Genomic DNA, 14,385 nt, shown 5'->3' on the forward strand with positions numbered 1-14,385 from the left:
TCCCTCTTGGACCTTGCGGTCCCGTCGCCCTTATTCCATCCGCGCCGTAAGCCGTGAGGCTTACTGCGCCGCCTGACCAGCCGAGGCGTAGGAATTCGCCGGGTTGGTCGCAAACTTCTTCTTCGCGCCTTCGACCCAGGTCGCGAATTCCTGGTCGCTCACGACCCTGACCGCGATCGGCATGAAGGCATGGTCCTTGCCGCACAGTTCCGAGCACTGGCCGTAGAACACGCCGGTCTTGGTGGCCTTGAACCAGCTCTCGTTGAGGCGGCCGGGGATCGAGTCGATCTTCACGCCGAAGGCCGGCACCGCGAAGGAGTGGATCACGTCGGCGCCGGTGGTCTGGATCCGCACTACCTTGTTGACCGGGACCACCATCTCGTTGTCGACGCCGAGCAGGCGCGGCTGCTTGTCCTTGTCGAGCAGCGAGTCGAACTCGAACTTGCCGTTATCCGGATAGGCGTAGGACCAGTACCACTGCTTGCCGGTGACCTTCACCGTGAGATCCGGCTTCGGCACGTCGAGCTCCAGGAACAGCAGGCGGAACGACGGCACCGCGATGCCGACCAGGATCAGCACCGGGATCAGCGTCCAGGCCACCTCGATCAGCGTGTTGTGGGTGGTCCTGGAGGGGACCGGGTTGGCCCTGGCGTTGAACTTCACCACCACGATGATGAGCAACGCGAGCACGAACAGCGTGATCAGGGTGATCAGTACCAGCAGGAAATTGTGAAACCAGATGATGTTTTCCATCACCGGGGTCACGCCTTCCTGCAGCGTGTGCTCCCACGGCGCCGGCTGCCCCATTTCGGCGAAGGCCGATCCCGCGGCGACAGACGCCACACCCGCCACCGCCAACCCCAGCAATTGCCTGCCCAACCGGCCAATCGACATCTTCATGCCGCTCGCGCTCCCTTGCATTATTCCCCAAAGCACCCCCGGCATGTGGCCGAAAATGCAGCACGATCCGCCCTGACAAACGGCCTTCCGGACATACCCGTCTCTGAGTCAAGGTGGGTACGGGAGCCAGATCGCTAGAACGCGTCGAAATCCAGCCTCTCAAACCATAATTCTCCGGCGCTCGCAATGCAGTAGTGGGGCCGAAAGCCATGCGCCTGCGATGAAGCTGCCGCTTGCGATTTTTCCCGCAAAATCAAGCGAAAGCACTTGGACCAATTGTCCATGCCGCTTGACAGGGGGATTACCGGATGTACCCACAGACAGGGCAGCGCACAGGAACCTGATTCGCTGCGGGCTGCCCCAATCCGGCGCGAGAATGGCTTCACGATCGCCTTCAAGGCGCCGTCATTGCGGTATCAGTCGACGCCTGAGCATGATCCGGAAAAGTGGAAACCGGTTTTCCGAAAGATCATGCTCAAACAAGAAGATGAGATCATGATTCGCTTCCGGGAAGCGCATCGTGGCGCGCGTGCTACCGGCGGCCGGACGGCCGGACCGACCGAACATCTACCGAACATCTATAAGGATCGACCCGGATGGGCGCTTCGAACATTCGTTTGACGATGGCCAGCCGGCTCGGCGGCCTCGCGATTCTGGCCCTCTGCCTCGGCCTTTCTCTTGGCCTTTCTCTTGGCCTGACCCAGCCGGCGAACGCGCAAGGCGCGGTGCGCTCGGTCCACGGCGACTGGCAGATCCGCTGCGACACTCCGCCCGGCGCCCAGGCCGAGCAATGCGCGCTGATCCAGAGCGTGGTAGCGGAAGACCGCTCCAATGCCGGCCTGACCGTGATCGTGCTGAAGACCGCCGACCAGAAGAGCCGCCTGATGCGCGTGGTCGCGCCGCTCGGCGTGCTGCTGCCCTCCGGCCTCGGCCTCAAGCTCGACAATCAGGACGTCGGCCGCGCCGGTTTCGTCAGATGCCTGCCCAATGGCTGCGTCGCCGAGGTCGTGATGGACGACAAGCTGCTCGGCCAGCTCAAGAACGCCAAGACCGCGACCTTCATCATCTTCGAGACGCCCGAGGAAGGGATTGGCTTTCCGCTCAGCCTGAATGGCCTGGCGGAGGGGTATGACAAATTGCCCTAGCGGCGCCGAGCGGCACAGGAAAGCGTAGCCCGGATGGAGCGCAGCGCAATCCGGGGCCGCCATCATCGCGGATTGACCAGTCCCGGATTGCGCTGCGCTTCATCCGGGCTACGCCATCTCAACGGACGCCGGCGTAATAGTCGAACAACGCGATCGCCTCCGTGGACAGCCAGTCCGCCTCACCCGTCATGTAGCCTTCGACCTGCCCGGTGATGCCGATCAAAAATGAGATCGGCATGCCGTAGAGCGCGAACGGCGTATCGACCTCGGCGGCGTCGACGCGCGAGACGAGACCACCGGGATCGAAGCCGATCGCGAGGTGGCGCAGCTTGAGCTGCTTGACGTAGGGCGCGACCGGCGCGCGGTTGCGATCGGTGCTGATAGCGACGACCACGAGATCGCGACGGCCGCTGGCGGCAAGGCGGTCCAGCATCGGCAGCTCGGTCCGGCACGCCGCGCACCAGGTGGCCCAGAAGTTCACCAGCACCATCTTGCCTTTGAACGCCGTGAGATCGAGCGCGCCGCCGGCGAGCGCCGGGATCGCGACCGGCGGCACCGGGCGGGCGCCTTCGACCTGCGTGAACTGATGCCGGATGGTGCCGAATTGCGGCGGTCCCGACGCTGCGCGCGCAGCTCCGGTGGGCATTGCGAGCGAGGCGCCGGCGCCAATCATGCCGGCAACGACCGCGCGGCGCGTCGGTGCGTGAGCTGACGTCATGACAAGTTCTCCGCTTGGCTTGATGGCCACATCGCTCAGGACCGGATGTAGGACCAGCCGGCTTCCTGCAATTCGATGATGCGCCCGGGCCCGTTCGGCACCAGGTCGACATGATCGAGCAGCACCAGCGGATGTCCCTCGGCGCGCTCCATGCCGAGCTTGGTGGCTTCGCAGACAACCAAGCGGATGTCGGGCGTGAGCCCCCGCACCACCCGCAGCAGATCCTTCACCGGCGAGGTATCGGCGCGCAGCATGTGGACGCCAGCATTGTAGGCGACGACCTCGATCTCGAACGGCTCGTTGCGCTCCCGATAATATTTCGGGACGTTGAGCGCGGTCGAGATCAGCGCCCGCATCGTGGTCGGGTCGTCGCTGTTGATCGGCAGCACAACGTGGTGCACGCGCGGCTCGGGCTTCTTCGGCTCGGGCTTCGAGACCGCCGCGACCGAACCGGTGAGCAGCATTGTCGCGGCGAACGGCACCGCGAAGGCCAGCACCAGCCCGGTCACGACCGTCAGCGTGCGGCGAGAGATGCGCATCGCGCTCGCCTCACGGCGCGCTCGCGAGCAGGGCGAACTGGCTACGCTTGGCGTAGGCGACGATCACACTCAATGTCAGCAGCACGAGGGCGGGCACCGGCGAGCCGCCGATCACGAACAGATGCGTGATGGTGGCGCCGACCATGATGCAGCTCAGCAGCACGCCGCCGAACGCCGCGACCGGGGGCAGCAGGATCAGGACCGCGCCGAGCAGCTCCAGCGATCCGGTGAAATAGCGGAACCACTGACCGAGCCCAATATGCTCGAATTCCTCGACCAGCATAGGCACACCGTAGAGCTTGGCGGCGCCAGCGGCGGCAAAGGCCAAAGCGAGCAGTCCCCTGACGACCCAGAGGCTGACGGATTTCCAGCGCGACGGCGCCGCGGCAACTGCAACTGACATTGATGACTCCCGAGTTGTTCGTAAGGCCGGACCGCGGCCACCCGACCGATCGGCGGCTGGCCCGCGGCTTTCGGTGGTCTAAATTCGGGAGTAAGATGAAAAGAACAAGTAGGATGCTTTTTGTGAGGTAGTATGAAAAAACTGACTATTGAGCCCGCCGAGCCTCCGGTGGCGTCCGAGCCGTGCAACGGCGACCTGTCCGCGCAATTTCATCGCGCGCTGTCGGTGCTGGCCGGGAAATGGAAGGGCGACATCCTCTGGCAATTGGTCGAGCGCAAGCGGCGATTCGGCGAGCTGCGCCAGTCGATCCCCGGCGTAACCCAGCACATGCTGACCACGCAGCTGCGCGATCTCGAGGCCAACGGTCTCGTCAAGCGCACGGTCTATCCCGAGGTGCCGCCTCGGGTTGAGTACGAGATGACGCCGTCCGCCAAGGCGCTCAAGCCGGTGTTCGACGAGCTGTACCGGTGGGCGCAGGAGCATGGCTTTCCGACCTCGGCACAAGGCACCGCGCAGCCGAAGCCGCAATCGGCCGATGCAGCCGAGCGCGAAAGCCAGCCGCGGAAGGCGGATCGGCGCTCAAGGTGATGACGACAAGGTGACGAGCCCGACGGGGCACTGTGATCGACCGCATAGCCGCAGGCACTCCCGGTTTGCCACCCCAACCACTATCTTTGATGATCGCCGTCCGGGCCTGAACCGGGACCGGTACAGGTTTCCGGGTTGTAAGATGAGTTTTCCGCTCGTCTCTGCTTCAATCCCCCGAAATCCTTGGCTTCCGGGTTCCCCACTGGCAATCAGTTGCGCTTCAGGCAAGGATGACGAGGAATCGCCAAGCAATCGCATTGCGTCGGAGTGACCATGACCAATCCCGCCACGACCTCCCTGCTCGACCGCGCCAATCTAGACCGCGATGCTGTCCGCCGCGAGGTGTCCCGCGGCCTTGAAGGCGCCGACGACGGCGAGCTGTTCCTGGAGTTCGGGCAGACCGAGGCGCTGGTGTTCGACAACGGAAGGCTGAAGCAGGCGACCTATGACACCTCGCAGGGCTTCGGCCTGCGCGCGGTCAAGGACGACGCGGTCGGCTATGCGCATTCCTCCGACGTCTCGATCCCGGCGCTGATCCGCGCCGCGGATGCGGTCGCGGCCGTGCGCGGCGGCTATGCCGGCACTTTCGCCGCGGCGCCCGCCCACACCAACATCAAGCTCTATGGCGACGAGAACCCGCTGGACGGCCCGGCGTTCGAGGCCAAGGTCAAGCTGCTCGGCGAGATCGACGCCTATGTCAGGGACAAGGACCCGCGGGTGCGTCAGGTCTCGGCCAGCCTCACCGCGACCTGGCAGGTGGTCGAGATCCTGCGGCCCGACGGCGAGAGCTATCGCGACATCCGCCCGCTGGTGCGCGTCAACATCTCCGTCGTCGCCGGCCAGGGCGACCGCCAGGAGAGCGGCAGCAAGGGCTATGGCGGCCGCGAGGGCTATGCCCGCTTCATCGAGACCAAGGCCTGGCGCGACGCCGCCGACGGCGCGCTGCGCGAGGCGCTGGTCAATCTCGAATCGGTGCCGGCGCCCGCCGGCGAGATGGACGTGGTGCTCGGCGCCGGCTGGCCCGGCGTGATGCTGCATGAGGCCGTCGGCCACGGGCTCGAGGGCGACTTCAACCGCAAGCAGACCTCCGCCTTTGCCGGCCTGATGGGCCAGCAGGTCGCCGCCAAGGGCGTCACCGTGGTCGACGATGGCACCATGGCCTCGCGCCGCGGCTCGCTCTCGATCGACGACGAGGGCACGCCGACCAACCGCACCGTGCTGATCGAGGACGGCATTCTGGTCGGCTACATGCAGGACCGCCAGAACGCCCGGCTGATGGGCATGAAGCCGACCGGCAACGGTCGTCGGCAGAGCTATGCCCATGTGCCGATGCCGCGCATGACCAACACCTACATGCTGTCGGGCGACCGCGACCCGGCCGAGATCATCGCCTCGGTGAAGAACGGCATGTACGCCGCCAATTTCGGCGGCGGCCAGGTCGACATCACCTCGGGCAAATACGTGTTCCAGTGCACCGAGGCCTACAAGATCGAGAACGGCAAGCTCGGCGCGCCGCTGAAGGGCGCCATGCTGATCGGCAACGGACCGACCGATCTCCACAGGATCACCATGATCGGCAACGATCTTGCGCTGGATACGGGAATCGGCACCTGCGGCAAGAACGGCCAGGGCGTGCCGGTCGGCGTTGGCCAACCGACGCTCAGGATGGAACGGATTACGGTCGGAGGAACGGGCTAGTGAGCAGCGGAAACGAAGTCGTGACGGCCAAGCCGACCAGCTGGCGCGGGCAGGCCGTGCAACTGGCCGCGATCGTGGCCGTCGTGTTCCTCGCCAAGGGCGCGATCGCCGAGCCGTTCTACGTGCCGTCGGGATCGATGGAGCCGACGCTGCTGATCGGCGACGCGCTGGTCGCCTCGAAATATCCCTATGGCTACGGCGCGGCCTCGCTGCCGATCCAGATCACGCTGCCTGAAACCGGCCGCGTGTTCGGCGAGACGCCGAAGCGCGGCGACGTCGTCGTGTTCCGCTGGCCGGGCGACCGCTCGCAGGCCTGGGTCAAGCGCGTGGTCGGGCTGCCCGGCGACCGCATCCAGATGCGGCAGGGTCAGCTCTTCATCAACGATCATGCGGCGACGCTGAAGCCCGACGGCACCGGCTTCGCCGAAGACGATCGCGGCGGCGGCGAGGAGGCGTATCGCTATATCGAGGCGCTGCCGAACGGCGTCAACCACGCGATCTTCAAGATTCGCGACAACGGCCGGCTCGACAACACCCAAGAGGTGACGGTGCCGCCGGGCAAACTGTTCGTGCTCGGCGACAACCGGGACAATTCCGCCGATAGCCGCGTGCCGGTGCGCGACGGCGGCGTCGGCCTCTTGCCGATCGACAATCTGATCGGCCGCGCCGACGCCGTGGTCGGCTCCTGGGACCTCGGCATCCGCAGCCAGCCGGTCTGGACCTGGCTCTCAGGCTTCCGCCTCGCGCGCTTCTTCACCTCGGTGCAGTAGACGCGTAGCCCGGATGGAGCGCTGCGCAATCCGGGATCTCCCACTCGGCAAGATGTCCCGGATTTCGCTTCGCTCCATCCGGGCTACATTCCTTGCGGGATGATAGTCGTGACCTTCGACGACATCAGGCACATCGCGCTGGCGTGGCCGGAGGTCGAGGACGGCTCTTCCTACGGCACGCCGGCGCTGAAGGTGCGCAACAAGATGCTGGTGCGGCTCAAGGAGGACGGCGACAGCCTGGTGATGCCGGGCGTCCCGCCGGATGAGCGCGACATGCTGGTCGAGCATCAGCCCAAAGTGTTTTACTTCACCGATCACTACCGCGATTATCCGACCGTGCTGATCCGCCTGTCCAAGGCCAAACGCGCCACCGTCGAGCCGTTGCTGCGCCGGCACTGGCGCGCGCTGGCATCGAAGAAGGCGGTCCGGGACTACGACGCGACCGCCTCGTCGTGACGCAGGACGAATTCCTCGCAGCCACGCTGCGCAATCCGGCCAATCAAGCCATCACCGACGAGTTGTACCGCCTCGGCTTGCCCGATGCGTGGCTGGTCGCCGGCTGCCTGGTGCAGACCGTGTGGAACGTGCTGACCAGCCGGCCGCTCGATCATGGCATCAGCGACCACGACATCTTCTATTTCGATCCCGATACCTCATGGGAGGCCGAGGACGCGGTGATCCGCGAACTCAAGGCACGACTTGGCCATCTCGGTGTCGCGATCGAGGTGCGCAACCAGGCCCGCGTCCATCTCTGGTATCCCGACAAGCACGGCCTGCCCTACCCGGCGCTGTCGCGTTCGACCGACGGCGTCGATCGCTTCCTCACCGAAAACACGCAGATCGGCATCCGCCGCACCACGCGCGGCTATGACGTCTATGCGCCGAACGGTTTCGACGATGTCGCCGGCATGATCGTGCGGCCGAACCGGACCGCGAACTTTTCGCCGGCGAACTATGCGACGAAGGCGGCGCGCTGGAAGGCGCTCTGGCCCGAGATCACGGTGCTGGGGGCGGAGTAGCCCGTCGTCGCGTAGCCCGGATGAAGCGCAGCGAAATCCGGGGCAGGCCCATCCACGGTGAGCGCGGTCCCGGATTACGCTTCGCTCCATCCGGGCTACGGATTCACCGCACCACGCCCGACGTGAACCCCGCCTTGCGGCGCGGCGGCTTGATCTCTTTCTTCAGGAAGCAATGCGCGTCGCGGCCGGCATAGCCGGGCCGGGCGTAAGTCCATGCGCGGCACTTGTTGTCGGCGGTGCAGGCGGCCTGACAGGCCTCGTCGCCGTCGCTGCTCTTCAGTTCGAAATTCTTGTAGTCGCCGCCGAGCCGGTCGATCGAGGTTTCGATGGCGCCGTTGCGCGGTTCGACCACACCCGCGCCGCGCACCCCGGAGACGCAGCAGACGTTCTGCACCCGTGGCGGCACGGTGCTCTTCAGCCAGCACACCGCCCCATTATTGGCGTCGGTCGGATAGTTGAAGCTCCAGGCGCGGCAACGGCGGTCACGCTCGCAGGTCAGCGCGCAATCGGCCGGATCGCCCGTCGTCACCGGCGCGTTGAGATAGTCGCCGCCGGGGCGGTCGAAATTGGTCTGCGCCAATGCCGGGCGCGCGACGACCGCGGCCGCAAGGACCGCAAACATCACCACACACGCCCTAAAGTGGCGGCCTATCCCCATGAGATTGCTTTCAAATTCGCGCAGCCCCGCGCGTTTAGCGGGGCGTCATTTGAACGCCATGAACCTGTACGGCGGATGAACGGCGGGTGCGACACCACCGCCGTTCGCGCGCGCCTCACGCCCGGATCGGATCCAAGCGGGGATTAGAAGGCGTATTCCTGATAGGCCGGTTCCACCGAGCCGTTCCAGGGACCGTTGAACTTCTCCAGCATCTCCTCCGCCGGCGAACGGCCGGCCTCGATGATACGCTCGAGCGGTTCGAGGAAGCGGCTCTCGTCGCGTCCGAGATGATCGATCCGGCCGCGCCGCCGCAATCCGGCATGCGACAGGATCAGGCACTCCTTGGCGATCTCGAACAGATAGCGGTCCTTGATCCGCGACTTGAAGCCGAAACGCGGCACGTCGTCACGCAGGGCCTGCCGCTCCGGCGCGGTCCAGTGGCGGACGATGTCCCAGGCGGCATCGAGGCTGTCATTGTCGTAGAGCAGCCCGACCCAGAACGCCGGCAGCGCCGGCAGCCGGCCCCACGGTACGCCGTCGGCGCCGCGCATTTCGAGGTAACGCTTCAACCGCACCTCGGGGAAGATCGTCGAGAGATGATTGGCCCAGTCCGACAAGGTCGGGCGCTCGCCCGGGAAGGCGGCATTCTTGCCGGCGAAGAAATCCCGGAACGAGGAGCCGGAGACGTCGATATATTCCTCGCCGCGCTTGACGAAATACATCGGAACGTCGAGCGCGTAATCGACATAGCGCTCGAAGCCCATGCCGTCCTCGAACGCGAACGGCACCATGCCGCTGCGCGCATTGTCGGTGTCACGCCAGATCTCGGAACGGAACGACAGGAAGCCGTTGGGCTTGCCTTCGGTGAACGGCGAATTGGCGAACAAGGCGGTCGCGATCGGCTGCAGCGCCAGCGACACCCGCAGCTTCTTCACCATGTCGGCTTCGGAGGAGAAGTCGAGATTGGTCTGTACCGTGCAGGTCCGGAACATCATGTCGAGGCCGTATTTGCCGACCTTCGGCATGTAGTTTCGCATGATCTTGTAACGCCCCTTGGGCATCACGGGGATCTGCGCGCGCGACCAGGACGGCGTCATGCCGAGGCCGAGGAAGCCGATGCCGAGCGGGGTTGCGATCTCCCGCACCTGTGCCAGATGCGCCATCAATTCCGACTGGGTCTGATGCACGGTTTCGACCGGCGCGCCCGACAATTCGAACTGCCCGCCCGGCTCGAGCGAGATCGCGCCGCCGCCGGTGACGTCATAGAGGCCGATGATGTTGCCGCGCTCCATGATCGGCTCCCAGCCGAGCAAGAGCTTCATGCCCTCGAGCAGCGCGCCGATGCCCTTGGCGCCTTCATAGGGCACGGGCTGATGGCCCTCGAGCGTGAACGGAGTCTTCTCGTGCTCGGTGCCGATCCGGAATTCGGACTCAGGCTTCACTCCGGCTTCAAGCCACGCCACGAGTTCGTCGCGCGACTGCAGCGGCGTCATGTCGATCTGGTCACGCGCCATAGATAATCCAACTCAAGGGCGCTTCGATCGAAGGCGCGCGGTGGCAGGGACATCCGCGCGCCACTACGGCTGCGGATGATGGAATCAGCAATATCATCGGGCAGGCACACCGTCTCGCGCGGGCGCAGCCTTGCTATCAGCCTTGGTCTCGTTCTTGACGTCGCCCTTGGCGTCGCCGCAGGCGCAGCCGAGCCGGTCGAGCAGACCGCACAGCCTGGTCGCGTCGGCGTCGGACAATTTGGAGCCGACATGCTTGTCGATCGCGGCGGAATAGGCGTTCCACATCTTCTTCTGCAGCTCGCGTCCAGCGTCGGTGATCTCGACGAACTGGCCGCGCTTGTCGATCTTGCATTCGCGCCGGGCGGCGAGCCCCTCGTCGACCAGCTTGTCGATCAGCCGCGAGGTCGAATATTGCGGGATCAGCATCTGGCGCTCGAGCTCGACCGGGCGCAGCTCGCCCGACGGTGCGCGCGACAGCTCGAGCAAGGCGTCATACCAGGCGAGCGGCGGAAAACCGGCCTTCTTCAAATCCTGCTCGACGCAGTCCAGCACCCGGCTCGGCACCCGCATCAGACGGATCCAGGCGGCCGTCGCCTCGCTCGATAGCTTGCGTTTCATGGTCTAGCTCATAGGGTCCCGGCACCGACTGTACCGCACTGAATGCATCTGCATCAATCTTGACTATTTCATGCAGGCGCATGTAGGCAATCCCTCTCCGGACGCCAAGAACAAGGGAAGGAATACCCCTATGAAGCTTTATTACACCCCCGGTGCCTGCTCCCTCTCCCCCCATATCGCCCTGCTCGAGGCCGGGCTGCCCTACGACCTGGTCAAGGTCGATCTCCGCGCCAAGAAGCTCGAAAACGGCGACGATTTCCTCCAGGTGAACCCCAAGGGCCAGGTGCCGGCGCTGGCGCTGGATACCGGCGAGATGGTCACCGAGGGGCCGATCATCATCCAGATGATCGCCGACAAGGCCGCCGATAAGAAGCTGGCGCCGGCGCGGGACTCCAACGAGCGCTACAAGCTGCTCGAATGGCTGAACTACACCACGACCGAGCTGCACAAGAATCTCGGCCCGATGTTCTCGCCCGTGCTCGCCGACGACGCCAAGGCCTTCTTCAAGGACCGCGCCATGGGCAAGTTCAAATATGTCGAGAGCCAGCTCGCCGGACGCGACTATTTGATGGGCAACCAGTTCACGGTCGCCGACGGCTACCTCTTCACCATGATCATGTGGGCGCAGGATCGGCTCGGCTTCGACTTCTCCGGCCTGCCGAACGTGACCGCCTACAAGGCCCGCGTCGCGGCGCGCCCGAAGGTGCAGGAGGCGCTGAAGAAGGAAGGCCTGCTCAAGGCGGCCTGAGCTCGCTCACAGCGACCGCGATAGAGCCGGGTCGGCCGATCCGGCTCTTTTTTGTTGTGGGTTCGCCGATCCTCTCTCTCGACACCGGAGGCGGAACGTCTCAATTTAACCTGCATTAAAGCGATTAATACTAAGTCGGTGTAGTTCCGGCTGAGGGCGTGGCCGTCCTTGTTCGAGCGATCCAACTGACCGACTATGACCTGCGGCGCGCCCTCCGCTCCAACTGGTCTAAAAATGTGACGATCGCCTTTACCCTTTTATTGACCAGCACCCTGGTTGGGCTGGCAACCAGTTTGTACTTTCGGGTTTGGACATTGATGCTGGAGTCGCCGCTGGTCGCGGTGCTCGCGGCGATCGTGCTCCAATCCGACGGCTTTTCCTTTGCCACCGGCGCGCCGGTCGTCGTCGCCTGTCTTGCCTTCAACCAGTTCGCCTATCTCGCCGGCGCCTGGCTCTCGCCGGAGACTGACGGCTCAATGGCGGAAGAAATTGACGGCCTGCCAGACCGTCGCGGCGAGCACAATATCCGCGGCCAGAACGAGTAGCGCGAGGCCGGCCCATGACGGGCCTTTGCCCCGCAGACGCAGCGGCTTCCACCGCCGCGACGGCGGCAACGAAGGCAACGGATCCTTCGCCACGACCTCCGCGGCATTTTCCCCGAGCGCAGAACTCATCGCACGACACCCTCACGCTGATCGTCGCCCCGGCGATCGACGAGCAAGAGTGATGCCAGCAGCGTGGTGCCAGTGGGGAACGAGCGTGGCGGGACTTTGACGCGCATGACCGTCGCACAACAGGATCAAGTCGGATCGATGACCGGCTTGATCCTGCGCGAGTTCGCTTCAGAAGTTTACGCCGCCTGCTTCTTCGGCGGGAAGCGGCCGTAGAAGGTTTCGCCCTTGGCGGCCATCTCCTCGAGCAGCTTCGGCGGCGTGAAGCGCGAGCCGTACTTCTTCTCGAAGCTGTGGCAGAGTGCGACGAAGTTCCTGGTGCCCATGAAGTCGATGTAGGACAGCGCACCGCCGGTGAAGGGCGCGAAGCCGAAGCCGAGGATCGAGCCGACATCGGCCTCGCGCACGTCGGTGATGACGTGATCCTCGACGGTGCGCGCGGCCTCCACCGCCTGCACCACCAGGAAGCGCTGCTTCAATTCCTCGACGCTGAGCGTGTCGGGATCGAGCTGCTTCGGCTGCAGATTGGCGAGCCCCGGCCACAGGCTCTTCTGGCCCTTGCCCTTCTCGGGATAGTCGTAGAAGCCCTTGCCGTTCTTGCGGCCGAAGCGGCCCTGCTTCTCGACCATCTCGACCATCAGCTTCTTCTGCGCCTGGTCGATCGCGTTGGGGCCGAGATCGGCCTCGGTCGCCTTGGTGATCTTCAGGCCGAGATCGAGCGCGACCTCGTCCTGCAGCGACAGCGGCCCGACCGGCATGCCGGCCATCTTGGCGGTGTTCTCGATCATCGCCGGCGGCACGCCCTCGAGCAGCATCTCGTTGCCCTCGGAGATGTAACGCATCACGCAACGGTTGGCGAAGAAACCCCTCGAGTCGTTCACCACGATGGGCGTCTTGCCGATCGCGCGCACATAGTCGAGTGCGGTCGCCAGCGCGACGTCGCCGGTGTTCTTGCCGAGGATGATCTCGACCAGCATCATCTTCTCGACCGGCGAGAAGAAGTGGATGCCGATGAACTTGCCCTGGTCCTTGAACTCCTCGGCCAGCGAATTGATCGGCAGCGTCGAGGTGTTGGAGGCGAAGATCGCGCCCGGCTTCAACAGCGGCTGGGCCTTGGCATAGGTATCCGCCTTGACCTTGCGATCCTCGAACACCGCCTCGATGACGAGGTCGCAGTCCGAGATCACGTTGTAGTCTGATGTGGCCGAGATCCGCGCCAGGATGGCATCGGCCGCGTCCTGCTTCATCCGTCCCTTGGCGATCAGGCCGTCGACCACGGTCTTGGCGTGGCCCTTGCCCTTGTCGGCGCTTTCCTGGTCGCGATCGACCAGCACGACGTCGATGCCGGCCTGCGCCGAGACATAGCCGACACTGGCGCCCATGAAGCCGGCGCCGATCACGGCGAGCTTCTTGACCTTGGTCGGCGGCACGCCCGCCGGGCGGCGGGCGCCCTTGTTCAGTTCCTGCATCGACAGGAACAGCGACCGGATCATCGCCGCCGCTTCCTTCGAGCGCAGCACCTTGGTGAAGTAGCGCGACTCGACCCGCAGCGCGGCGTCGATCGGAAGCTGCAGGCCCTCATAGACGCAGCTCATGATGGCGCGCGCGGCCGGATAATTGTCGTAGGTCTCGCGGCGATAGATCGCGTTGCCGGCCGGGAACATCTGCATGCCCATCTTGGAGAAGACGGGGCCGCCGGGCAGCTTGAAGCCCTTCTCGTCCCACGGCGCGACCGCCTTGCCGCCGCCCTTGATCCAGTCCTTCGCGGCCTTGATCAGGTCGGCTGCCGGCACCACCGCGTGAATCAGGTTGAGTGCCTTGGCGCGGGTGAGATTGACCGCCTCACCCTTGAGCAGCAATTGCATCGCGTCCGCCGGCTGCACAAGACGCGGCACGCGCTGGGTGCCGCCGGCGCCGGGGAACAGGCCGACCTTGATCTCGGGCAGGCCGAGCCGGGTCTTCGGGTTCTCGGCCGCGACGCGGTAGTGGCAGGCCAGCGTGATCTCGAAGCCGCCGCCGAGCGCAAGGCCGTTGATCGCGGCGACCCACGGCTTGCCCGAGGTCTCGATCGCGCGGAACGACTGCGACATCTGGCGGCTCTGCTCGAACAGCATCTGGTTCGCGGCTTCCTCGCCCTTCTCCTTGAAAAGCTGCGCGTAAGAGTGGTTCATGCCCTCGAGCATCGAGAGGTCGGCGCCGGCGCAGAACGCCTCCTTCGCCGAGGTGATCACGACACCCTTGATCGCAGGATCGCTGGTCGTCTGCTTGATGATCTCGCCGATCTCCTGGGTCGAGATCTCGTCGAACACGTTCATCGAACGATCAGGGATGTCCCAGGTGACGAGCGCAATGCCGTCGGCGTCGACGTCGAACTTGAAATTCTTGTAAGCCATGTT

At 64.9% G+C, this 14,385-nt stretch carries 17 protein-coding genes; 9 read left to right on the plus strand and 8 right to left on the minus strand.

The annotated features are described in order from the left end of the window. Positions 1–60 precede the first annotated feature (60 nt). Positions 61–900: a cytochrome c oxidase subunit II gene (gene coxB, locus Q2M23_RS31740; RefSeq protein WP_026191935.1), complete on the minus strand. Its 840-nt coding sequence runs from the start codon at positions 898–900 to the stop codon at positions 61–63. Positions 901–1,182: 282 nt separating this feature from the next. Here coxB and Q2M23_RS31745 point away from each other — a divergent pair, with 282 nt between their 5' ends. Together Q2M23_RS31745 and Q2M23_RS31750 are read left to right on the plus strand one after the other, a co-directional pair. Then, on the plus strand, positions 1,183–1,521 hold the full coding sequence (locus Q2M23_RS31745) for a hypothetical protein (protein WP_316398146.1): 339 nt from the start codon (positions 1,183–1,185) through the stop codon (positions 1,519–1,521). Further along, positions 1,497–2,045: an invasion associated locus B family protein gene (locus Q2M23_RS31750; protein WP_076832351.1), complete on the plus strand. Its 549-nt coding sequence runs from the start codon at positions 1,497–1,499 to the stop codon at positions 2,043–2,045. The genes Q2M23_RS31745 and Q2M23_RS31750 overlap by 25 nt, the downstream gene beginning before the upstream one ends. Before the next feature lie 118 nt (positions 2,046–2,163). Here Q2M23_RS31750 and Q2M23_RS31755 read toward each other — a convergent pair whose 3' ends face one another. Genes Q2M23_RS31755 through Q2M23_RS31765 form a run of 3 tightly spaced genes read right to left on the minus strand, consistent with a single transcriptional unit; the run spans position 2,164 to position 3,705 of the window. After that, a complete protein-coding gene (locus Q2M23_RS31755; RefSeq protein ID WP_210262973.1) occupies positions 2,164–2,763 on the minus strand; it encodes a TlpA family protein disulfide reductase in 600 nt (199 codons plus the stop codon). Between the two features lie 35 nt (positions 2,764–2,798). Next, complete coding sequence (locus Q2M23_RS31760; RefSeq protein ID WP_316398147.1) at positions 2,799–3,302, minus strand: hypothetical protein; 504 nt, start codon at positions 3,300–3,302, stop codon at positions 2,799–2,801. 10 nt (positions 3,303–3,312) lie between these two features. Beyond that, entirely contained in the window at positions 3,313–3,705 is a 393-nt protein-coding gene (locus tag Q2M23_RS31765; RefSeq protein WP_057016074.1) for a DoxX family protein, read from the minus strand. 132 nt (positions 3,706–3,837) lie between these two features. Between Q2M23_RS31765 and Q2M23_RS31770 the strand changes: the two genes are divergently transcribed. From Q2M23_RS31770 to Q2M23_RS31790, 5 genes are all read left to right on the plus strand, one after another. Further along, positions 3,838–4,293 carry a winged helix-turn-helix transcriptional regulator gene (locus Q2M23_RS31770; RefSeq protein ID WP_083715159.1) on the plus strand — a complete coding sequence of 152 codons (456 nt, stop codon included), beginning with the start codon at positions 3,838–3,840 and terminating at the stop codon, positions 4,291–4,293. Positions 4,294–4,566: 273 nt separating this feature from the next. Beyond that, positions 4,567–5,991, plus strand: a complete 1,425-nt coding sequence (gene tldD, locus Q2M23_RS31775; protein WP_028334625.1) for a metalloprotease TldD — start codon at positions 4,567–4,569, stop codon at positions 5,989–5,991. Further along, positions 5,991–6,761 carry a signal peptidase I gene (gene lepB, locus Q2M23_RS31780; RefSeq protein WP_316398148.1) on the plus strand — a complete coding sequence of 257 codons (771 nt, stop codon included), beginning with the start codon at positions 5,991–5,993 and terminating at the stop codon, positions 6,759–6,761. The genes tldD and lepB overlap by 1 nt, the downstream gene beginning before the upstream one ends. Positions 6,762–6,869: 108 nt before the next feature. Continuing rightward, a complete protein-coding gene (locus tag Q2M23_RS31785; protein WP_316398149.1) occupies positions 6,870–7,217 on the plus strand; it encodes an MmcQ/YjbR family DNA-binding protein in 348 nt (115 codons plus the stop codon). Next, a complete protein-coding gene (locus Q2M23_RS31790) occupies positions 7,214–7,780 on the plus strand; it encodes a nucleotidyltransferase family protein (protein ID WP_316398150.1) in 567 nt (188 codons plus the stop codon). The genes Q2M23_RS31785 and Q2M23_RS31790 overlap by 4 nt, the downstream gene beginning before the upstream one ends. A gap of 103 nt (positions 7,781–7,883) precedes the next feature. On the opposite strand, the gene Q2M23_RS31795 is transcribed toward Q2M23_RS31790, so the two are convergent. The 3 genes from Q2M23_RS31795 to Q2M23_RS31805 all read right to left on the minus strand — a co-directional run bounded on the left by Q2M23_RS31795 (position 7,884) and on the right by Q2M23_RS31805 (position 10,570). Beyond that, the gene (locus Q2M23_RS31795) at positions 7,884–8,438 is read right to left on the minus strand and encodes a PAN domain-containing protein (RefSeq protein ID WP_076832364.1); all 555 of its coding nucleotides are present in this window, start codon (positions 8,436–8,438) and stop codon (positions 7,884–7,886) included. A gap of 143 nt (positions 8,439–8,581) precedes the next feature. Next, positions 8,582–9,952, minus strand: a complete 1,371-nt coding sequence (locus tag Q2M23_RS31800; protein WP_057016069.1) for a glutamate--cysteine ligase — start codon at positions 9,950–9,952, stop codon at positions 8,582–8,584. Between the two features lie 93 nt (positions 9,953–10,045). Next, a complete protein-coding gene (locus tag Q2M23_RS31805) occupies positions 10,046–10,570 on the minus strand; it encodes a MarR family winged helix-turn-helix transcriptional regulator (RefSeq protein ID WP_057016068.1) in 525 nt (174 codons plus the stop codon). 130 nt (positions 10,571–10,700) lie between these two features. Between Q2M23_RS31805 and gstA the strand changes: the two genes are divergently transcribed. Beyond that, entirely contained in the window at positions 10,701–11,318 is a 618-nt protein-coding gene (gstA, locus tag Q2M23_RS31810; RefSeq protein ID WP_057016067.1) for a glutathione transferase GstA, read from the plus strand. A 158-nt stretch (positions 11,319–11,476) separates the two neighbouring features. After that, on the plus strand, positions 11,477–11,863 hold the full coding sequence (locus tag Q2M23_RS31815; protein WP_245311319.1) for a hypothetical protein: 387 nt from the start codon (positions 11,477–11,479) through the stop codon (positions 11,861–11,863). 305 nt (positions 11,864–12,168) lie between these two features. Here Q2M23_RS31815 and Q2M23_RS31820 read toward each other — a convergent pair whose 3' ends face one another. Further along, positions 12,169–14,382 (minus strand): 3-hydroxyacyl-CoA dehydrogenase NAD-binding domain-containing protein, encoded by a 2,214-nt coding sequence (locus Q2M23_RS31820; RefSeq protein ID WP_316398151.1) that lies wholly within the window; start codon positions 14,380–14,382, stop codon positions 12,169–12,171. Positions 14,383–14,385 lie beyond the last annotated feature (3 nt).

The sequence above is a fragment of the Bradyrhizobium sp. 33ap4 genome, from assembly GCF_032654765.1.
Classification (GTDB): domain Bacteria; phylum Pseudomonadota; class Alphaproteobacteria; order Rhizobiales; family Xanthobacteraceae; genus Bradyrhizobium; species Bradyrhizobium australafricanum.